18 protein-coding genes are annotated in these 15,867 nt (G+C 61.5%); 14 read left to right on the plus strand and 4 right to left on the minus strand.

Annotation, left to right across the window (positions count from 1 at the left end):
* Positions 1 to 10 precede the first annotated feature (10 nt).
* Entirely contained in the window at positions 11 to 427 is a 417-nt protein-coding gene (locus tag ACESMT_RS18715; RefSeq protein ID WP_372828099.1) for a hypothetical protein, read from the plus strand.
* Between the two features lie 338 nt (positions 428 to 765).
* Here ACESMT_RS18715 and ACESMT_RS18720 read toward each other — a convergent pair whose 3' ends face one another.
* Positions 766 to 2,301 (minus strand): winged helix-turn-helix domain-containing protein, encoded by a 1,536-nt coding sequence (locus ACESMT_RS18720; protein ID WP_372828100.1) that lies wholly within the window; start codon positions 2,299 to 2,301, stop codon positions 766 to 768.
* Between the two features lie 120 nt (positions 2,302 to 2,421).
* Between ACESMT_RS18720 and ACESMT_RS18725 the strand changes: the two genes are divergently transcribed.
* Entirely contained in the window at positions 2,422 to 2,697 is a 276-nt protein-coding gene (locus ACESMT_RS18725; RefSeq protein ID WP_372828101.1) for a DUF4242 domain-containing protein, read from the plus strand.
* Positions 2,698 to 2,817: 120 nt separating this feature from the next.
* Positions 2,818 to 3,345 carry an OsmC family protein gene (locus tag ACESMT_RS18730; RefSeq protein WP_372828102.1) on the plus strand — a complete coding sequence of 176 codons (528 nt, stop codon included), beginning with the start codon at positions 2,818 to 2,820 and terminating at the stop codon, positions 3,343 to 3,345.
* A gap of 293 nt (positions 3,346 to 3,638) precedes the next feature.
* Here the strand turns inward: ACESMT_RS18730 and ACESMT_RS18735 are convergent, their stop codons facing one another.
* Positions 3,639 to 4,385 (minus strand): SDR family oxidoreductase, encoded by a 747-nt coding sequence (locus ACESMT_RS18735; protein ID WP_372828103.1) that lies wholly within the window; start codon positions 4,383 to 4,385, stop codon positions 3,639 to 3,641.
* A 96-nt stretch (positions 4,386 to 4,481) separates the two neighbouring features.
* Here ACESMT_RS18735 and ACESMT_RS18740 point away from each other — a divergent pair, with 96 nt between their 5' ends.
* The 5 genes from ACESMT_RS18740 (at position 4,482) to ACESMT_RS18760 (ending at position 8,360) form a co-directional block, all read left to right on the plus strand.
* On the plus strand, positions 4,482 to 5,084 hold the full coding sequence (locus tag ACESMT_RS18740) for a 2-hydroxychromene-2-carboxylate isomerase (RefSeq protein WP_372828104.1): 603 nt from the start codon (positions 4,482 to 4,484) through the stop codon (positions 5,082 to 5,084).
* Positions 5,085 to 5,126: 42 nt separating this feature from the next.
* A complete protein-coding gene (locus ACESMT_RS18745; RefSeq protein WP_372828105.1) occupies positions 5,127 to 5,816 on the plus strand; it encodes a dienelactone hydrolase family protein in 690 nt (229 codons plus the stop codon).
* 74 nt (positions 5,817 to 5,890) lie between these two features.
* A complete protein-coding gene (locus ACESMT_RS18750; protein ID WP_372828106.1) occupies positions 5,891 to 6,730 on the plus strand; it encodes an amidohydrolase in 840 nt (279 codons plus the stop codon).
* 548 nt (positions 6,731 to 7,278) lie between these two features.
* Positions 7,279 to 7,734, plus strand: a complete 456-nt coding sequence (locus ACESMT_RS18755; RefSeq protein ID WP_372828107.1) for a fasciclin domain-containing protein — start codon at positions 7,279 to 7,281, stop codon at positions 7,732 to 7,734.
* A gap of 77 nt (positions 7,735 to 7,811) precedes the next feature.
* Positions 7,812 to 8,360, plus strand: a complete 549-nt coding sequence (locus ACESMT_RS18760; RefSeq protein ID WP_372828108.1) for a glutathione S-transferase family protein — start codon at positions 7,812 to 7,814, stop codon at positions 8,358 to 8,360.
* Positions 8,361 to 8,524: 164 nt separating this feature from the next.
* Here the strand turns inward: ACESMT_RS18760 and ACESMT_RS18765 are convergent, their stop codons facing one another.
* Together ACESMT_RS18765 and hemB are read right to left on the minus strand one after the other, a co-directional pair.
* Positions 8,525 to 9,679 (minus strand): magnesium transporter CorA family protein, encoded by a 1,155-nt coding sequence (locus ACESMT_RS18765; RefSeq protein ID WP_372828109.1) that lies wholly within the window; start codon positions 9,677 to 9,679, stop codon positions 8,525 to 8,527.
* Positions 9,680 to 9,739: 60 nt separating this feature from the next.
* On the minus strand, positions 9,740 to 10,747 hold the full coding sequence (gene hemB, locus ACESMT_RS18770; RefSeq protein ID WP_372828110.1) for a porphobilinogen synthase: 1,008 nt from the start codon (positions 10,745 to 10,747) through the stop codon (positions 9,740 to 9,742).
* A gap of 328 nt (positions 10,748 to 11,075) precedes the next feature.
* Between hemB and ACESMT_RS18775 the strand changes: the two genes are divergently transcribed.
* From ACESMT_RS18775 to rpsL, 6 genes are all read left to right on the plus strand, one after another.
* On the plus strand, positions 11,076 to 11,504 hold the full coding sequence (locus ACESMT_RS18775; protein WP_372828111.1) for a CopD family protein: 429 nt from the start codon (positions 11,076 to 11,078) through the stop codon (positions 11,502 to 11,504).
* Positions 11,505 to 11,731: 227 nt separating this feature from the next.
* Positions 11,732 to 12,874: a VanZ family protein gene (locus tag ACESMT_RS18780; RefSeq protein ID WP_372828118.1), complete on the plus strand. Its 1,143-nt coding sequence runs from the start codon at positions 11,732 to 11,734 to the stop codon at positions 12,872 to 12,874.
* A complete protein-coding gene (locus ACESMT_RS18785; RefSeq protein ID WP_372828112.1) occupies positions 12,871 to 13,242 on the plus strand; it encodes a ferredoxin in 372 nt (123 codons plus the stop codon). Before ACESMT_RS18780 ends, ACESMT_RS18785 begins: the two co-directional genes overlap by 4 nt.
* Before the next feature lie 104 nt (positions 13,243 to 13,346).
* Positions 13,347 to 13,967, plus strand: coding sequence for an alpha/beta hydrolase (locus ACESMT_RS18790; RefSeq protein WP_372828113.1), 621 nt, complete (start codon positions 13,347 to 13,349; stop codon positions 13,965 to 13,967).
* Positions 13,968 to 14,028: 61 nt separating this feature from the next.
* Positions 14,029 to 15,228 (plus strand): D-alanyl-D-alanine carboxypeptidase family protein, encoded by a 1,200-nt coding sequence (locus ACESMT_RS18795; protein ID WP_372828114.1) that lies wholly within the window; start codon positions 14,029 to 14,031, stop codon positions 15,226 to 15,228.
* 209 nt (positions 15,229 to 15,437) lie between these two features.
* The gene (gene rpsL / locus ACESMT_RS18800; protein WP_372828115.1) at positions 15,438 to 15,815 is read left to right on the plus strand and encodes a 30S ribosomal protein S12; all 378 of its coding nucleotides are present in this window, start codon (positions 15,438 to 15,440) and stop codon (positions 15,813 to 15,815) included.
* Positions 15,816 to 15,867 lie beyond the last annotated feature (52 nt).

Below are 15,867 nucleotides of genomic sequence, written 5' to 3' on the forward strand. Positions count from 1 at the left end.
GCAAATATCAATGATGATCGAAAATCTGTCTGCACTTTCAAACTTAGCAACCGCTGTAGCTGTAATTGTTGCCGCGTGGCAGCTCCTGCTGTCTCAAAAGCAGTCTGTTACCACTTTTGAGGATTCTCTTGCAAAGGAGTACCGTGACATCGCCGCGACGCTCCCGGTTGAGGCACTTCTTGGGGAGCCACTCAGTGACTCTGACCACAGAGACAAGTTCGATGAGTTTTACCGCTACTTTGACTTATGCAACCAGCAGGTCTTTCTGAGGCAGTCAGGCCGCGTGTCGGACAAGACTTGGGAGTTTTGGAAAGATGGTATCGGTTCGAACCTCAAGCGCCCCGCATTCGCAAGAGCGTGGTCCGAGGTGGCTGCGCGGTGTAATGGTGACTTTTCCGAACTGCGCTCCATATTTCCACCGGAATAATTGGGCTCAGAACTGCGATTTCCCCATTGTTGACGCTTACGCAAAGTTGACACAGGCGATCGAAGAAATGGACCGTGGTGAATGGCCGCTCATGGCCCATGGTGTAATTTGACGGTGATTCGTTGAACGTCGGTAACCGCAGCATAGAAGTCGGTGGGCTTGCCAGAGCTGGTTTTGGCCCTCGTTTCGATTCTCGTATGGGGGGGTTATCCCGAGCGGGGTCGGCAGCGGGATTCCGGCGGAGAAAGTCGAAGTGAATCACCGGGTTACCTGCGGGAGCGACCCAACTCGGGCCGAACATCACCGCCTGGTCATCGCAGCCCGAATTGCACGCGTGCCTAGGTGACCGGAACCCAAAGCAGAGACATCCTCTCGCCAACGCGGCGGCCATGGATCAGGGTTATCTGATTCAACGTGAGTTGAGGACACAACTGGCGAGCGATGGCAAGTGCAGCACCGGCTTCGACAAGGCATCCTTGGCGGTCTAAAACCACAGCTTCGAGAACGCGCGCCAGATGGAACCTTGAATCACGCCGACTCGAAGTGCGTGCCTCTGCCAGGGCTTCGTCCAAAAGGTCAGCCCTTAACAGGAAGAGACCCAGTGCCCAGCCCCAAAAACCAAGACGCCGATCTCGTGGGCTGATCTTCATTCCAAATCGCATTTTCTCGATGCCTGCCTCGAATTTTCCCGTCAGGGCCAACGCGGCTCCCAACGCGACATGCGCCTGGGCATTGCTGGGGTCGATCTCCAGCGCCTGGTGAAGAATTTCAATGCCCCGGGCGTGATGCCCCAGGTCGCACAGGGCGCAACCGGCGTAGCCCAATACCTCGGAGCTTCCGTCATCCAGTCCAATCGCGTGGTTGGCGGCGACCAGCGCATCGTTCACCAGACTCGCAGAGTCAGGCAGCAATCCGATATTCCTGGCCAATGCGGTCAACAAAGCGTAGTGGGCATGCCCCAGACCAAATGCGGGGTCAAGGGCCACGCTCTTTTGAAGCTGCGACCGCGCCTCGGCCATGGCGTCCTTCCCCCAACCCTGCATCGCAATTGCCCCAACAGCCTGATGGTAGTGGGCCCATGCATCCTGGTTTTCCGGGCGCTGACGGCGTATGTGGGCAATTTCTGCGCGGGTCAGTTCAGGTTCAAGCTCCGAAATAATGCCTCGCACGATATCTTCCTGCAAATCGACAGCCTCGTCACGACGGCTATCGAAGCGACCGCTCCACAGGACGCGCCCCGATGCTGCGTCGGTGAGCTGTGTCGAAATCCGAAGGACATCACCCTTCAGACGTACGCTGCCCTCGACCACAAAACGAACGCCGAGCTGAAGGGCGACTTCCGGCAGACTGACACCCTGTCCACGAAAGGCGAAAGACGACGCGCGCGAGATCAGCAAAAAGCCCGGGACACGCGCCAACAGGGCGATGACGTCCTCAGCCAAGCCATTGGCCAGAAAGTGGATACCGGCGTCATCGGACAGCACGTTGAAGGGCAGCACCGCAATCGTGGGCTTGTCGATCGCTGCTGCGCGGGGCTCGCGGGGCTGATGCATCCCACTTTGAAGTGACGCGCCGCCATGCCTGACGTCCAGAGCAAACCGATAACCCCGTCCTCGAATCGTGGTGATTGCCTTGGGGCCCAACAGCTTGCGCAGAGCCGACACCTGAACCGACAAATTGTTTTCCTCAACCACCAGGCCAGGCCAGACGATTTCAAGCACCTCAAGCTTGGAGATCACCCGGTCCCGGTGAGCCAGCAGGCACAAGAGCAGATCGAAAGCACGGGCACCCACCACCGCCGGCACACCCTCCACCAGCAACAGCCGCTCGGCCGGTCTGACTTCACAGCGATCAAAGTGGTAGTGGTTTTGCATGAGCCCTTCTGGACGAACGCTTGCTTAGGAAGATTTAGCAGATTCTTAAGAAGTTTAAAGGACGGGGACGGGCTTGCCCTGTACCGTGGAGTCTCAATCCACTTTTCAAAAGAAATCCTTATGCCCAAATACGTAATTGAGCGCGCCATCCCCAATATTGGCGCAGTCAGTGCCGGTGATCTTCAGGCCATTTCCCAGAAGTCGTGCGGCGTGCTGCGCGACATGGGGCCAGAAGTGCAATGGGTTCATAGCTACGTGACGGGGGACAAGATTTACTGCGTCTACAACGCTACCAGTGAAGAATTGGTACGCGAACACGCCCGACTGGGAGGGTTTCCGGCAGACAGCGTGGCGCGCGTAGTGACAACCATCGATCCAACTACGGCCGAGGTGTGAGCTACAGGCCTTCCTCGAAATACCTTGAAATCGGTGTCACGCGCAGTGGATCACGGAGCCCAAGCAACATCGCCGCAGAGACCTAAATGCCGTCGGCACCCCTTAATTTGGAGAGTTACCATGAAAAAAATCAGTGTCTACGAAGCCCAGGTGGCCTTGCGAGCCCAATACAAGGAGACACCAGAATTGGCCATGGTCACAGACTATGCGATGACGGGCGGAATCGATCCGTCTGACCCGTTTCATGCGCAGGTAACGCCGATGGACGGGGGCGGGGTTTCTGTGCCTATTGGCGTGCATCGGGCCGTTGGTGGCCCCTATGACGCGCCGTGCCCTGGTGACATGCTGTGCGCCGCCTTGGCGGCATGCCAGGATTCGTCTGTCAGGATGGTGGCCAATCTGCTTGGGATCGAATTGATCGCTTTGAAAGTTCGAGTCAAAGCAATCGTCGACGTGCGCGGAGCGATGGGCATGCAAAAAGATGTCCCCGTCGGCTTCCAATCCATGACGTGCGATATTGATATCAAGGCCAAGGATGGTACGCCCCCCGAAATGCTGGAAAAACTCTGCATTGCTGCAGAAAGATGCTGTGTGGTTCAGCATACGCTGCGTCACCCACCTCTCATTCAGACCACGTTTCATACCTGACGCGCACCATGCAACATGGATAACGGGAGTGTAAGAAGTTTTGAATCGGCACTTTTGCGTTTTGCTGGTCAGTCGTCGGTCGGCGACCGCCGCGCTCGGTACGCGAAAAGCGCCTCCTACCGCCGCGCACAACCTTTAATAGTCAGCTCCACTCCGCTTCCCAGTGCTCAGCATCGATCATGTTGGGGAGCCAACCAGGACTCGAACCTACAGGAGGTGATATTCTCGAAAAAGCAGTCAAGACAGGATGGCCACGCGGCTACAGCCGTCACTTTCTGCCCATAAACGCTCGCCTACCTGCCACCCGCCACATCCAGCATCGCCCCCGTGGTGTAGCTGGATTCTTCCGACATCAGCCACACAATGGCGCGCGCCACTTCTTCGGCGGTGCCGGCGCGCTGCATGGGCACCTGCGGCGCCAAGTCGCGCGCACGATCCGGCAAGCCGCCCGAGGCGTGGATCTCGGTTTCGATGATGCCCGGGCGCACGGCGTTGACACGGATGCCTTCGGCGGCGACTTCCTTGGCCAGGCCGATGGTGAAGGTATCCACGGCGCCCTTGGAGGCCGCATAGTCCACATACTGGCCGGGTGCGCCGAGCCGCGCCGCCGCGCTGGAGACGTTGACAATCGCGCCACCATCGCCGCCATAACGCGTGCTCATGCGTTTGACCGCTTCGCGCGCGCAGACCATGGTGCCGATCACGTTGATGTCGAACATGCGTTTGAGGCGCGCCACGCTCATGGCGTCCACGCGCTCGGTGCGGTCCACCACGCCGGCGTTGTTGACCAGTGCGGTGAGCCGGCCGAGCTTGGCATCGACTTTTTCAAACATCGCCAGCACCTGGCTTTCCTCGGCCACGTCGGCCTGCACCGTGATGGCCGTGCCGCCGCCCTGGCGAATCTGCCGCACCACCTCGTCGGCGGCCAGTGAGTTGGCGCTGTAATTGACTGCTACGGCGTAGCCGGCGCGGGCGGCCAGCAGGGCAGTCGCCGCGCCTATGCCGCGTGAACCCCCGGTAATCAAAACAATGTTGGACAAAGCCGGTCTCCAGCAAAAAAAAGCAATCCCGGTTACAAACCGGGTTGACCTCGAATCTACATCAATCGGCCGCAACGGCCACAACAGGAGCCGGCCTTGGGCGCGAACATCGATTACTACTTCACTGCGCAAAGCCCCTGGACCTATCTCGGCCACGAGCGTTTCCTGGACATCGCGCAACGCGCTGGGGCCACCGTGCGCGTGTTTCCGGTGGACTTTGGCAAGATTTTCCCGATTTCCGGTGGCTTGCCGCTGGGCCAGCGCGCGCCGCAGCGGCAAGCCTACCGCCTGGTGGAGCTGAAACGCTTCAGCGAACACCATGGCGTGCCGCTTAATCTCCATCCCAAGTTTTTTCCCGTCGCGGGTGATCCGGCCGCGCGCCTGATCACCGCGGTAGACCAGGCCGACGGCAACGCTGCGGCCCTGGGCCTGGCGGGTGCCATTTTTACGGCGGTCTGGGCCGAAGATCGCAACATTGCCGATGACCAGACACTGGCCGACCTGCTGCGGGAAGGCGGGCTGGATGCCGCGCGGCTGGCGCAGTCGCGCGACGCCGCCGTGCAGCAGCGTTACGAGGCGCAGACCCAGCAGGCGATCGACGCCGGGGTGTTCGGCGCGCCCAGTTACGTCGTCGGTGGCGAGATTTTCTGGGGCCAGGACCGGCTGGACCTGCTTGAGAAAAAACTCGCAGCCAAGTAAATTTTGATGCGTTAACCAGCAACACAACAGGAGACTTCCGCCATGGGCAAATTCATCAACCTCACTTCCGCCGACGGTTTTGTTTTTCCGGCCTACGTGGCTGAACCGGCCGGCACGCCGAAAGCCGCCGTAGTGGTGCTGCAGGAAATTTTCGGCGTCAATTCACACATCCGCTCGGTCGCCGACGGCTACGCAGCGGCCGGTTACCTGGCGGTGGCGCCAGCCACCTTCCACCGCGTCAAGCCGGACGTAGACCTGGGCTACACCGAGGCCGACATGAACGCCGGTTTTGCGCTGAAAACCGCGGTCGAAGCCCTGCCTGAGCCCGGTGTGTTGCAGGATGTGCAGGCGGCCATCAACCATGCGGCACAAAGCACAGGCGGCAAGGTCGGCATCGTTGGTTATTGCTGGGGCGGCCTGCTGACCTGGCGCGCGGCCGCTGGCCTGTCGGGCCTGTCGGCGGCTGTGCCTTATTACGGCGGCGGCATGACCGTGGGCGAGGAGCCTGCGCGCCAGCCGGCCTGCCCGGTGATGGTCCATTTTGGCGACCAGGACCACTGGATCCCGATGGACACGATTGAAACCTTCAAAAAGGCCCAGCCCGGTGTGCAGGTGTTTGTCTATGAAGCCAACCACGGCTTCAACTGCGACCAGCGCGGCTCGTACGACGAAGCTGCGGCCAAGCTTGCCAAAGAGCGCACGCTGGCCTTTTTTGCCCAACACCTGACCTGATCATGGCTTGCGGCCGGAGTTTCAAGCCTTTTTGGCCTCCAGCCCTTGTGTGGCGGGCGCAAGCAGCTATTGTTTTGATAGTAGCTTCCGCCTGCGCCCAAGCCACCGACTACAGCGGCCCGCTGTTCGACGCCCACCTGCACTACAACGACGAAGCCCAGCAAGCGCATCCGCTGGCCGATGTGTTGGCGCGCATGCAGCGTAGCGGCGTCAAGGCCATCATTGCCAACTCGCGCCCCAACGACGGCACCAAGGCGCTGGTGGCTTCCGAGCTGACGGCGCGCGCCGGTGTGACTGTGGTGCCTTTCATCCGCCTGTACCGCAATCGCGCCGACTACGACAACTGGTTTCGAGATGAGACGATTTACGAGATGGTGCAGACCGAGTTTGCGCGCGGGGTCAGCGGCGCCCAGGCCGGGCCGTACAAAGGCATTGGCGAATTTCATTTGTACGACAGCGCCAACGCCAACGGACCGGTCGCGAAAAAGCTGATGCAGTTCGCGGAGAAAAACAAACTCGCGGTGCTGTCGCATGTGGACGACGTTGCCATTGACCTGCTGATGGCGCACGCACCCAACGCCCGGCTGATCTGGGCGCATACCGGCATAGGCGGCGTGCCCGTGGCGCGGGTGGATGCGCTGTTCGCCAGATACCCGACGCTGATGGGTGAGCTGTCGTACCGGCCGGGCCTGACCTGCGATGCGGGCAAGCTGTGTCCGGAGTGGCGCGCTCTGCTGCTCAAGTACCCGGGGCGTTTCATGATCGGCTCCGACACCTGGGTCAACCAGCGCTGGCAGTATTACGACGAGCTCATGAAAGGCTACCGCGTCTGGCTCGGCGACCTGCCACCCGATGTGGCGCGCAAGATCGGCTGGGACAACGGTGCCAGCCTGTTCGGCGTCAAGGTGCCATGATCCAGCGCCATGATTTCGTGCTGACCGATTAAATCAGGCGCAAATGGCTGCGAGGCCTTCACGCGCCCGGGCAAGCAGACTACCCCGACGATCAGCGTACTACTTGGTGAATTTGCAGCAATGGGCAATGGATCGCGACGACTGCGCCAGGGTAGGGCTGTGCCCGCAGCCCAGCGTTCCATGTCGTTTGTGCCGGTGGACGGAAAACCTTGTGAATTCAGATCTCCACACCAAGGAAAAGCACTGCTCTTGAGGACGCTTTTCGGCTGCATGGCCATTTGCATTGCCCGCTTGACGACACAGTGGGCGCCCGCCGTGTGGTGGCCCATCCGCTGGGCGACGCGCGCAAAAACGAGCAGCTGTTTTTCAAGCCTCTAAGCTGCATCACCGAGTAAGTGATTTGGGGCTGAAGGTCTCAATTGCCTTAAAATGCTACCAATCAGTACAAACAAAGACCCTACAGTTCACAAAGATACTCGTTGGCCTCTACAGTCCGCTGACACCAGCTTTTGGTGTGTTTGCAAACCTCACCCAAATAGGAATACATCATGAAAAAATCACTCGTTGCATTGGCATTGACTGTTGGCGTTGCAATTTCTGCACACGCGGCTGACATCGTTGACACCGCCATCAAGGCAGGTAACTTCAAAACTCTGGTTGCCGCTGTTCAAGCCGCCGGTTTGGTAGAAACCCTCAAAGGCCCTGGCCCGTTCACCGTGTTTGCACCGACGGACGAAGCTTTCGCCAAAATCCCCAAAGCGACCCTTGACGGTTTGCTCAAAGACAAAGCTGCCCTGTCCAAAATCCTGACGTACCACGTCGTGGCCGGCAAAGTCATGGCCAAGGACGTCAAGCCAGGCATGGTCAAAACCGTACAAGGCCAGGACATCACTCTGGCCACCGCAGGCGGCGTGACCGTCAATGGCGCCAAAGTAGTTGCCGCCGACGTGGCTGCCAGCAATGGCGTGATCCACGCGATTGACACCGTGATCATGCCCAAGTAATTGTATTTCGGGTGACCGGGATGCTATTGATTAAATAGCTGCTTGCGCCCGTATTTTTTGGGCTAAAGGCCGATTTGATGCTTGAAAAAAGGCGGCAAATCGGCTTTTTCCGTTGGTCTAACGGTCTCATTCCTGTGCTGATCGACGGCGATCTGGTGCTGTACGAGACGGCCGCGATTTGCCTGCACCTGTGCGATACCCACCCCGAGGCCCATCTGGCACCGCCAATGGGCACGGCAGAACGCGCGCATTTCTACAAGTGGCTGATGTGGCTGACCAACACCCTGCAGGCCACGCTGATCACCTATTTCTATCCTGATCGCTCGGTGTTACCCGGCAACACAGCGGGCGCGGCCGAGGTCAAGGCGCAGGCCGAAGCCAGAATGGGCGCGATGCTCGACCAGCTGGATGCCGAGCTGGCGCGCCACGGCGGGCCGTGGTTTGCCGGGGAGCGCTACAGCGCGCTCGACGCCTATGTATTCACGCTGTGTCGCTGGACACGCAATTTCGCGTCGCCCGCGGCCCGCACCCGGCCGCAGCTCGGGCCCTATCTGCAACGCATGCTGGCAAGGCCGGCGGTGCAGCGCGTGTTGGCGGCCGAGGCGCTGGCACCGCCATTTGTCTGATGCCGCTTCGCGTTCAAAATTACAAGACCGTTTGCACTGAGCCTGGCCTGTCTCGAGCTTGCCGGAGGGGTGACCTGCCAGCCTGGGCTTCGACAGGCTCAGCCCGAACGGTGATGGAGGCTTGTACGCAATGGAGTATCAGGGCCAGGTGCTGATCGCGGCGTTCAGCGCGCGGTTCTGGCCAGGTAGCGCTTGCGCCAGAAGATCGCCACCACCACAAGTACCAGCAGCACCATGAAGCCAACGGTCCACCAGAACCCGGTGGAGGTGTGGATGATGGGCATGAACTCGAAGTTCATGCCAAAAAAGCCGGTGATCAGGTTCAGGGGCAGAAACACGGCAGTCAGCGCTGTCAGCGTGCGCATGATGTCGTTGGTGCGGTTGCTTTGCGCGCTGAAGTGGATCTGCACCACGGTTTCGGCGGACTGCTCGAGCCGGCGCGCGTGGTGCACCACGCGTTCGATGTGTTCGATCACGTCGCGCGCGCGCGCCACCAGCTGGTCGCGCCGGCTCTGCGCGAGCTGGGCATCGACGGCAAACGACGACATCGGCTGCTCGCGCAATGAATCGAGCCATTCCTGCATCGCGTCGTGCTGCTCGTCGCACAGGTCTTCCAGCACATGCAGCTGGCTGCGCGCGCCCATCAGCGAACCCCAGTTGGTGAAGCGCGAATTAGGCTTGAGCAGCTCGGCCTGCCAGTGCTCAAGCTGGGTCGTGAGCTCTTTGCGCACGTCGAGGTAGCTGTCCACCATGGCGTTGACCATGCGCAGCACCAGGTCGGCCGGGCTCGATGGAACACGGCTGCGCGCCGAAGTGGCGTCCACGCTGAAGCGGGCGTCGGTCAGCGAGCGCTCGATGAAACTTTTGGCGGTATAGCAGCCACGCGGGTGCACGCTGACCAGCAGCCGGTCGAACACCACAAAACCCACGGCCCGGGAACTGATGCGGTTGAAGGCTGGCAGGCCGCCGCGCGGCTTGTTGCGCGGCTGGCCCCCCGGGCCGTGGTAGGCCGCGACGGCGGCTTCGTGCTCCACTTCGGCGCTTGTTTCGGCCTGGGTGGCGAGCCGCCGGAAGATGATCAGGTCGTAGATCGAGGTGAAGTCGTAATGCGAGGGATGGACGGCGTTGCCCAGATCCTGGCGGTGCAGGTCCAGCAGGGCGGAGCCGCCCAGTTGCTGGGCCGCCTGCTGCAGCAGCGGCTGGTGGGTTTCGAATTCGTCGCGGTCGAAAAATATCCAGACAAAACCGTCGGACGGCGCCCTGTCAGGCAGGGCGTCCGAGAAGCGCAGGCTGTCGGCGGTGAATTCAACAATTTGCACGGTGTCCGTCCGGTTTTAGGTTAAATCGGGCCACAACCCTTACCCAGTCTTCGCAGACAGCTATTTATTTTTTAGCAGGCGCGCGGCGGCCATGGCAAAGTAGGTCAGCACGCCGTCGGCCCCGGCGCGCTTGAAGGCCAGCAGACTCTCCATCATGACCGCATCGTGGTCCAGCCAGCCGTTTTGCGCGGCAGCTTTCAGCATCGCGTATTCGCCGCTGACCTGGTAGGCGAAGGTTGGCACGCCAAACTCGTCTTTGACGCGGCGCACCACGTCCAGGTAGGGCATGCCGGGTTTGACCATCACCATATCGGCACCTTCGGCGATGTCCATCGCTACCTCGCGCAAGGCTTCGTTGCTGTTGCCGGGGTCCATCTGGTAGACCTTTTTGTCGGCCTTGCCGAGGTTGCCGGCCGAGCCCACCGCGTCGCGGAAAGGACCATAAAACGCGCTCGCATATTTGGCGCTGTAGGCCATGATGCGCGTGTGGATCAGCTTGCGTGATTCGAGCGCGTTGCGGATCGCGCCGATGCGGCCGTCCATCATGTCGCTGGGCGCGACGATGTCCACGCCAGCCTCGGCCTGCACCAGTGCCTGGCCGACCAGCAGCTCAATGGTCTCGTCATTGAGGATGTAGCCGGTCTCTTTGTCAGGCAGGCCGTCCTGCCCATGGCTGGTGAAAGGGTCCAGCGCCACGTCGGTCATCACGCCGAGTTCGGGGAAACGCTTTTTCAGCTCGCGCACGACACGCGGCACCAGGCCGTCGGGGTTCAGTGCTTCCTTGCCGTCCCAGGTCTTGAGCGAAGCGTCGATCACCGGAAACAGCGCCATCACCGGGATGCCGAGCTGTACGCACTCTTCGGCCACTGGCAGCAGCAAGTCCAGGCTCAGCCGTTCCACGCCGGGCATGGACGCGATGGGCTCGCGGCGCTGGCTGTCCTCGGTGACAAACACCGGGTAAATCAGGTCGTGCGGGCTCAGAGCGTTTTCACGCACCAGGTTGCGGGTAAAGCTGTCGCGGCGCAGGCGGCGCGGCCGGCCGGAAGGATAGGGGGCGTGGACTGTCATCGGCAAATTGTGCCAAAGCTTTGGGGTTGCGCCGCGGAAAAATTTGAAGACCTGTTTGCGCTGCGCGCGCGGGACAGGACGCGTGGGCAAAAAAATGCCCGGATGACGCGAGGTCAGCCGGGCCTGGAAGCCTTTTTGCTGTGACACGTAAAGGCACCCGCTCAGGGAGGAAAAGCGGGGATGCTGCCACCAAGAGGTGACAACACCAAGTAATTCTAGCCACACGGACCGGATGTGACAAGGGGCGTTCTGGACAGTGTCGGGAAAGGGCTTTCCATAAAGCGCCGCTCGCTTCTCCGGCACTGGCCATGCGGGCTACACTTCGCCCATGCTCTGGGTCAAGTCACTTCACATTGTTTTTGTCGCCAGCTGGTTTGCAGGCCTGCTCTACTTGCCGCGCATTTTTGTGAACCTCGCGATGGTGCCGCCCGAGAGCGTGGCCGAGCATGAGCGCCTGATCCTGATGGCGCGCAAGTTGCTGCGTTTCACCACGATTCTGGCCGTGCCCGCGTTGGTCTTCGGCCTGTGGCTGTGGCTCGGTTACGGCATAGGGCGCGGCCCCGGCAATGGCTGGATGCACGCCAAGCTCTTGGTGGTCGCGCTGGCCATTGGCTACCACCATGCCTGCGGCCGCATGTTGTCGACTTTTGTTGAAAGGCGCAACACCCGCAGCCACGTGTGGTGGCGCTGGTTCAACGAAGTGCCGGTGTTGCTGTTGCTCGCCGCGGTGGTTCTCGTCGTCGTCAAGCCGTTCTGAGCGCTGCACATGCAGTGACACGCGACGTGCCCAACCCGAACTCACCAGCAGACGCGGACGAACCGGCTCCGCCGGGCGCGATGCGTCGCCCCCTGCAAGGGGGAAAGGAACTACACGCAGCGCAGCGTAGTGAGAACGATGGGGGTGTGCAAAAACCTCCCCTGCAAGGGGAGGCGGAATTACACGCAGCGAAGCGGAGTGAAGACGTCAGGGGTGTGCAACAAGCCATGCAGCGCAGTGAGAACGATGGGGGTGTGCCCACCAGTTCCTGGCCCCTGGCGCTGGCCACAGTCTGCCTGATCATCTATGCCAGCCTCTACCCGTTTGCCGACTGGCGCAACCAGGGCATCTCGCCGCTGAAGTTTCTGACCGCATCCCTGCCGCGCTACTGGACCGGCTTTGATGTCGGCGTCAATCTTGCCGGCTACGCGCCGCTGGGCTTCCTGCTGGCACTGACCGCGCTGCGCAGCGGCCGCGTGCGTTGGGCTGTCAGCGTCGCGGTGCTCAGCGCGGCCGCGCTGTCGCTGCTGATGGAAACCCTTCAGAGTTATCTGCCCTCGCGCGTGCCGTCCAACGTGGACTTTGCACTCAATGCCGCCGGGGCCTGGCTCGGGGCCTGCAGCGCCTGGTTGCTGGAAAAAGCCGGCGCGATTGCCCGCTGGAGCCGCGTGCGGGCGCGCTGGTTTGTGCGCGATGCGCGTGGCGCACTGGTGCTGCTGGCGCTGTGGCCGGTGGCGCTGCTGTTTCCGGCATCCGTACCGTTGGGACTGGGCCAGGTGGTAGAGCGGCTGGAGTATTGGTTGGCCGACCTGCTGACCGATACGCCTTTTCTGGAGTGGCTCCCGGTGCGCGACATCGAGCTGCAACCTCTGGTGCCCGGCGCGGAGGTGATTTGCGTGGCGCTGGGTGCGCTGATTCCGTGCCTGCTCGCTTACGGCGTGGTGCGCACCCTGCCGCAGCGCGCGGCGTTTCTGGTGGCTGTGCTGGGCACCGGCATCGCCTTGACGGCCTTGTCGGCCGCGCTCAGTTATGGCCCCGACCATGCATGGGCCTGGCTGGACTTGCCGGTGCAGGTGGGCCTGGTCGGGGGCGGCGTGCTGGCGCTGCTGCTGCTGCCGGTGCCGCGCCGCGTGAGCGCCGCGGTGCTGCTGCTGGCGCTGTCCGCGCACCTGTCTTTGCTGAACCAGGCGCCGGTCGGCCCTTACTTTGCCGAGACCCTGCAAATTTGGGAGCAAGGGCGCTTTGTGCGTTTCAACGGGCTGGCGCAGTGGCTGGGCTGGCTCTGGCCGTTTGCCGCGCTGAGTTACGTGCTGGTGCGTTTGTCCATGCGCAAGCCAGGCGAGGCGGTCGAAAGTAAAATAGGGGCATGAACCCCCTCAGCGCCCCAAGCGCGGCCCAGGCCGCAACACCTCACTCCTACTACGAACGGCACATTTTCTTTTGCCTGAACCAGCGTGACGGTGGCGAGGGCTGCTGTGCCAACCACAGGGCCCAGGAAGGGTTTGACCGCTGCAAGTCGCAGGTCAAGGCCGCAGGGCTGGCCGGACCGGGCAAGGTGCGCGTCAACAAGGCCGGCTGCCTGGACCGTTGCGCGGCCGGACCTGTGGCCGTGGTCTATCCCGAGGCGGTTTGGTACACCTATGTGGACGCGCATGACATTGATGAAATCGTCGAGTCGCACCTTCAACGCGGCCAGGTGGTTGAGCGCCTGCTCATCCCCAGCCACCTCGGGCGTTGACCCGGCGTCGCAGAATTCTGAACGATTTGTGCCGTCAGCCCTTGCTGGGCGCGCGCAAGCAGCTATTGATTCAATAGCAAACTGAGACCGCACGAAAGCAAGCCGTGAACGCCCAGACCCAAAAAACAAGTTTTGCCGGCCCCGCCGGCGCCATCGAAATGGCTCTCGACGCACCTGCAGGCGCGTCGCGTGGCGTGGCTGTGATCGCCCACCCGCATCCCCAGTTCGGCGGCACGCTGGACAACAAGGTGGTGCAGACGCTGGCGCGCGCTTTCACCCAACGCGGCTGGACGGCTGTACGCTTCAACTTCCGCGGTGTCGGTGCCAGCGAGGGCGGGTGGGACGAAGGTCGCGGCGAGATCGACGACATGCTGGCCGTCGTGCGGCACGCCGCACCGGAAGGCGCGCTGGCGCTGGCCGGATTTTCGTTTGGCGGCTTTGTCACTTCGCAGGTATTTGCGCGGCTGCAACCGGCTCGCGCGATCGATGCGCTGGTGTTGGTGGCGCCGGCGGTCAGCCGTTTTGCCGTGGCGGATATCCCTGAGGCGGTGCATGCGCAGACCCTGGTGATCCATGGGGAGCAGGACGACACCGTGCCGCTACAGGCGGTGATGGACTGGGCGCGACCCCAGCTACTGCCTGTTACGGTTGTTCCCGGTGGCAGTCATTTCTTTCATGGACAATTGCCGCTGCTGAAAAGTCTGGTCGCGCGCCATCTGCGCTGACCGGTTTCCTGCCCCCTCTTGCCGTTTCCCCAACCCCTCCCACTTCAGGTCCTCATTTTTCATGCATGGTTTTCTGACAGCTTTCCGCGGCCTGGCCGCTCCCCTGGTTTTTGTTGCCACCACGTGTTTTCTGTCGGTGGTGCAAGCCCAGATGCCGCAGCCGCCCGAAGTGGCTGCCCGCTCCTACTTGCTGCTCGACATCACGGCTAACCAGATCCTGGCAGCCAAGGACATCGACTCCCCGGTTGAACCGGCTTCGCTGACCAAACTGATGACCGAATACCTGGTGTTTGACGCACTGAAGTCGAAAAAAATCGATCTCAAGCAGACCTTCAGCGTCAGCGAGCGCGCCTGGAAGATGCCTGGCTCCCGCATGTTCATCGACCCCAAGATGAAGGTGCCTGTGGAAGACCTGATCAAGGGCATGATCGTCCAGTCGGGCAATGACGCCACCATGGCGCTGGCTGAGGGCGTGGGCGGGACCGCCGAAAACTTCGTCAAGCTCATGAACGAACAGGCGAAGGCGCTGGGCATGACATCGACCAGCTACAAAAACCCGGAGGGCCTGACCGAGCCTGGCCACACCACGACGGCGCGAGACCTGAGCATCCTGTCAACCCGACTGATGCAGGACTTCCCCGACTACATGGGTTTCTCGGCCATCAAGAAGTACCGCTACCCCGGTACGCCCGCCGCCAACGACACCAACCGCAACACCCTGCTGTTTCGCGACCCGACCGTGGATGGCCTGAAAACCGGCTACACCAATGCCGCGGGTTACTGCATGATCGCCACCGCGAAACGCGATTTCCCCAATCTGGGCGCCGCCGGCGCTCCGGGCAGTCGGCGCCTGATGGCCATCGTGCTGGGCGCCGCCAGCGACAGCGACCGGGCCAACGAGTCTCAAAAACTGCTCAATTGGGGCTACACCGCGTTTGAAGCGGTCAAGCTGTTCGACGCCGGCCAGGCGGTGGCATCGCCCAGCGTCTGGAAGGGCAAATCCAGCACCGTCAAGCTCGGCCGGCCACAGGCCATCGTGATTGCCATTCCCGCCGGCAGCTCCGCCAAGGTCCAGACCCAGGTCGCCCGGCCCGACCCGCTGGTCGCGCCTTTTGTCAAGGGCCAGGCCGTCGGGACGTTGAAAGTCACGACAGACGGCGGTCAGCCCGTGGCAGACATCCCGCTGATGGCGCTGGAGGCGGTTGAGGAGGCCGGCATCCTGGGCCGCGCCTGGGATTCGATCCGGCTCTGGATCAAATAAGCCTGCCGGCGCGGTTTTCAGACCGTTCCGGGCTGTTTTCAGTGGGTGGGGGCAGGCCGGAACCATCACCTGATCCCGCCGGATTTGCAGCTGGCCGCCCAAACTGCTACACTCGAAGGCTTTTCCGGAATTCCGGGGAGATTTTCGTTTTCACATAAATATTCACGTATTTAAGTCAGTCAGACACCAGACGTTTAGGGACGTTTTACATGCCAACCATTAATCAGCTAGTCCGTCAGGGGCGCGAGGTCGAAAAGATCAAGTCCAAGAGCCCTGCGATGGAAAATTCTCCGCAGCGCCGCGGTGTGTGCACCCGTGTGTACACCACGACCCCCAAGAAGCCAAACTCTGCTCTGCGTAAAGTCGCCAAAGTGCGTCTGACCAACGGGTTTGAAATCATTTCCTACATCGGCGGCGAAGGCCACAACCTGCAGGAAAACGGCGTGGTGCTGGTTCGCGGTGGTCGTGTCAAAGACTTGCCGGGTGTGCGTTACCCCATCGTGCGTGGTTCGCTCGACTTGCAGGGCGTGAAAGACCGCAAGCAGTCGCGCTCCAAGTACGGCGCGAAAAAGCCAAAAGCCAAATAAGCCAATGTGGCTTGGCCGGTTCGGTCTGCGCAAGCAGTATCCGCGCCAAAAG

Source organism: Polaromonas sp. (assembly GCF_041689105.1).
Classification (GTDB): Bacteria; Pseudomonadota; Gammaproteobacteria; order Burkholderiales; family Burkholderiaceae_C; genus Polaromonas.